This is a genomic window from Burkholderia sp. ZZQ-2, assembly GCF_050768715.1.
Taxonomy (GTDB): Bacteria; Pseudomonadota; Gammaproteobacteria; order Burkholderiales; family Burkholderiaceae; genus Burkholderia; species Burkholderia cepacia.
On sequence record NZ_LDVA01000225.1, the window covers coordinates 1 to 1,186 of the forward strand.

Sequence of the window (1,186 nt, forward strand, 5' to 3'; positions counted from 1 at the left end):
CGACGCTCGTGCTGCATCGCGACGGCCTGTGGAGCCGCGAACTCGCCGCGCTGAGCCCCGTGCCCGCGCAAGCGCAGGCGCTCGACGCACGGCTGCGGGCCGATGTCGGCGCGCCCGACGTGCGCTACCTCGTCGTGATTGCCGCGCCGACCGAACAGGCCGCGCTCGAACGCGCGGAACGGGTCGCCGCGCAGTTGCAGCCGCTCGTCGACCGGGGCGCGCTCGCGGGTTTCGAAACCCCCGCGCGCTTCCTGCCGAGCGACGCCGCGCAGCGCGCGCGCCTCGCGAGCCTGCCGGATGCCAATGTGCTCGCCGCGCGGATGCGCGACGCCGTCGCGAACCAGCCGATCGCGGTCAGGCCCGACCTGTTCGCGCCGTTCATCGCCGACGTCGAAGCCGCGCGCCACGCGCGGCTGCTGACGCGCGCGGACCTGCGCGGCACGTCGATGGCGCTCGCCGTCGATGCGCTGCTGACCGAACGCGACGGCCGCTGGAGCGCGATGCTGCCGCTGCGTGCGCCGGACGCCGCCCGCACCGCGCAACCGGCATCGAGTCTCGATGCAACACCGATCCGCGCGGCCGTCGCGCGCGCGGGCGTGCCCGATGCGCTGTTCGTCGACATGAAAGCCGAAGCCGATCGCCTGTACGTGAGCTACGTGCACGAGGACATCCGGCTGTCGCTCGCGGGTTTCGCCGCGATCGCCGTGCTGCTGCTGATCGCACTGCGCTCGCCGCGCCGTGTCGTGCGCGCACTCGCCCCGCTCGTCGCGGCCGTGCTGGTCGTGACGGCCGGCTTCGCGTTCGCCGGCGTGCCGCTGACGATCCTGCACCTCGTCGGGATGCTGCTGATCGTCGCGGTCGGCTCGAACTACGCGCTGTTCTTCTGCAAGCGCGACGACGCGCAGCCCGTCACGCCCCACACGCTCGTGTCGCTGCTGATCGCGAACCTCGCGACGGTTGCGGGCTTCGGGCTGCTGGCGCTGTCGCGCGTGCCGCTGCTCGAGACCTTCGGGCTGACCGTCGGCCCGGGCGCGATGCTCGCGCTCGCGTTCGCGGCGATCCTCGCGCCGCGCGCGGCCGCGGCCGGCAACCGTCATCAAGGAAGCCGCGCATGAATGCACCGTCGTCCATTCCGCACCGACAGCCCGGCGATGCGCGCCGCTGGCAGCCCACGCCGCTGATCGCG

At 73.7% G+C, this 1,186-nt stretch carries 1 pseudogene; it reads left to right on the top strand.

The features are described 5' to 3' along the window. Window positions 1–1,115: pseudogene (locus ABY44_RS15340) on the top strand (MMPL family transporter); the annotation flags it as partial. Window positions 1,116–1,186 lie beyond the last annotated feature (71 nt).